Here is a 1,658-nt window from a genome sequence, read left to right as displayed (position 1 = left end):
GTAACCACTCAGGTTCTCTCGGTTTATAAGTTATTGGTATAATTGATGGCCTATTAAAAGTATTTCCAGTTGATTACATGATTCCTTTTTTCCAAGATTAATTTTCAGAAATTCAGGACGTTTTATTCACATTCTGCTGTATAACTTTGGTCTTTTTTTCTAGGTTTATCGGCTTTAAAATCGGTTTTTTGTATTTACTGAAACTGCAATGATGGATAATAACGACTTTCTGAAATTAGTTGAATTGCTCGAACGGGAATCATCCGCTCGTATCGCTTCTGAGTCAGCCAGAGCAGCAGAAAACACAGCTTTTCAGCAAATGATCTCCAATCAGAATGCCACTATCAAACAGCTTAATGAAACCATAGGTGCTCTTTTGGAAGAAATACGACTGTTAAAGGGCCCTAAAAAGAACAGCGGCAACAGCTCTATTGCTCCTTCTAAAGATGAAAATCGGCCTCAAAGAACAAGTAGCTTACGCAAGTCTAGTGGAAAGTCTTCGGGTGGGCAAAAGGGGCATGAAGGTAGCACTTTAACAATGAGCACTTCACCTGACTATATTGTAGATCACAGTCCTGGATTTTGTAACTGTTGCGGATTGGATCTGGATACTCAGCAGGCTGAATTAACCAGTTGTCGCCAGATCGTTGACATTCCTGTAATCAAACCTTTGTATACCGAACACAGAATATTCCGCAAAACCTGTTTATGTGGATACCAAACTACTGGTACTTTTCCTTCTGGGGTAAATGCGCCAATTAGTTACGGTCCACAAACCACTTCATTGATCGCTTATCTTCACACCCGCCAGTATGTTCCCCTGGCAAGGATTAGTGAATTTTTCAACTCGGTTTATGGAATGCCTATTAGTCAGGGCACCGTTTGTGGTATCCTGGACCGCTTCGCAGAAAAAGCATTGCCTGCATTTGAACTCATCAAAAATGCGGTTTCCAATGCCAATGTGATTGGTGCTGATGAAACCGGAATGAAAGAAAATGGTAAGTTAAACTGGTTTTGGACATGGCAAAGCGCATTGGCCACCTATATTATTGCTTCTGCAAACCGAGGAATAGCAACTGTTGAAGTACATTTCCCTACGGGCTTCCCAAAGGCCATTCTTGTGCATGATTGCTGGCCAAGCCATCTTAATACAGCTGCCGCAGGCCATCAGATTTGTACGGCACACCTGCTAAGAGAGTTGAAGTTCTTCGAGCAAAAGTACCAATCCATATGGGCCACACAGTTCAGCCAAATGCTTTGCGCTGCACTAGAGTTGAAAAAATCAATACAGGCCCACCAATATCAAGGGCCAATAAATGCCCGAGCAGAACTGGAAATGATACTTCATACATTAATCAACCAGAAAATAGAACCACACTATGTGGAAGTTAGGACTTTCCAAAAAAGGATCAACAAATACAGAAACTACCTCTTTACGTTTCTTTACCATCAGGATGTCCCTCCAGATAATAACACCTCCGAACAGGCCATTAGAAATGTGAAAGTAAAACAAAAAGTTTCAGGAATGTTTAAATCCAACAAGGGAGCTCAGAACTATGCAATCATACGTTCCATTACTGACACCTGCATTAAAAATGCTCAGTGCGTTCTTAATGCGTTCTGTACTATTGCCGTTTCATAGAACCTGAGTGGTTACC

General features: G+C 41.3%; 1 protein-coding gene. It reads left to right on the top strand.

Translation table 11 applies throughout. The features are described from left to right. Positions 1 to 208: 208 nt before the first annotated feature. The gene (gene tnpC, locus LY11_RS26385) at positions 209 to 1,642 is read left to right on the top strand and encodes an IS66 family transposase (RefSeq protein ID WP_111636561.1); all 1,434 of its coding nucleotides are present in this window, start codon (positions 209 to 211) and stop codon (positions 1,640 to 1,642) included. The last annotated feature ends 16 nt before the right edge of the window (positions 1,643 to 1,658 follow it).

The sequence above is a fragment of the Pedobacter cryoconitis genome (genome assembly GCF_003259615.1).
Classification (GTDB): Bacteria; Bacteroidota; Bacteroidia; order Sphingobacteriales; family Sphingobacteriaceae; genus Pedobacter; species Pedobacter cryoconitis.
Note: the sequence above shows the minus strand (reverse complement) of the source record. Positions and strands in the feature narration are given on the sequence as shown.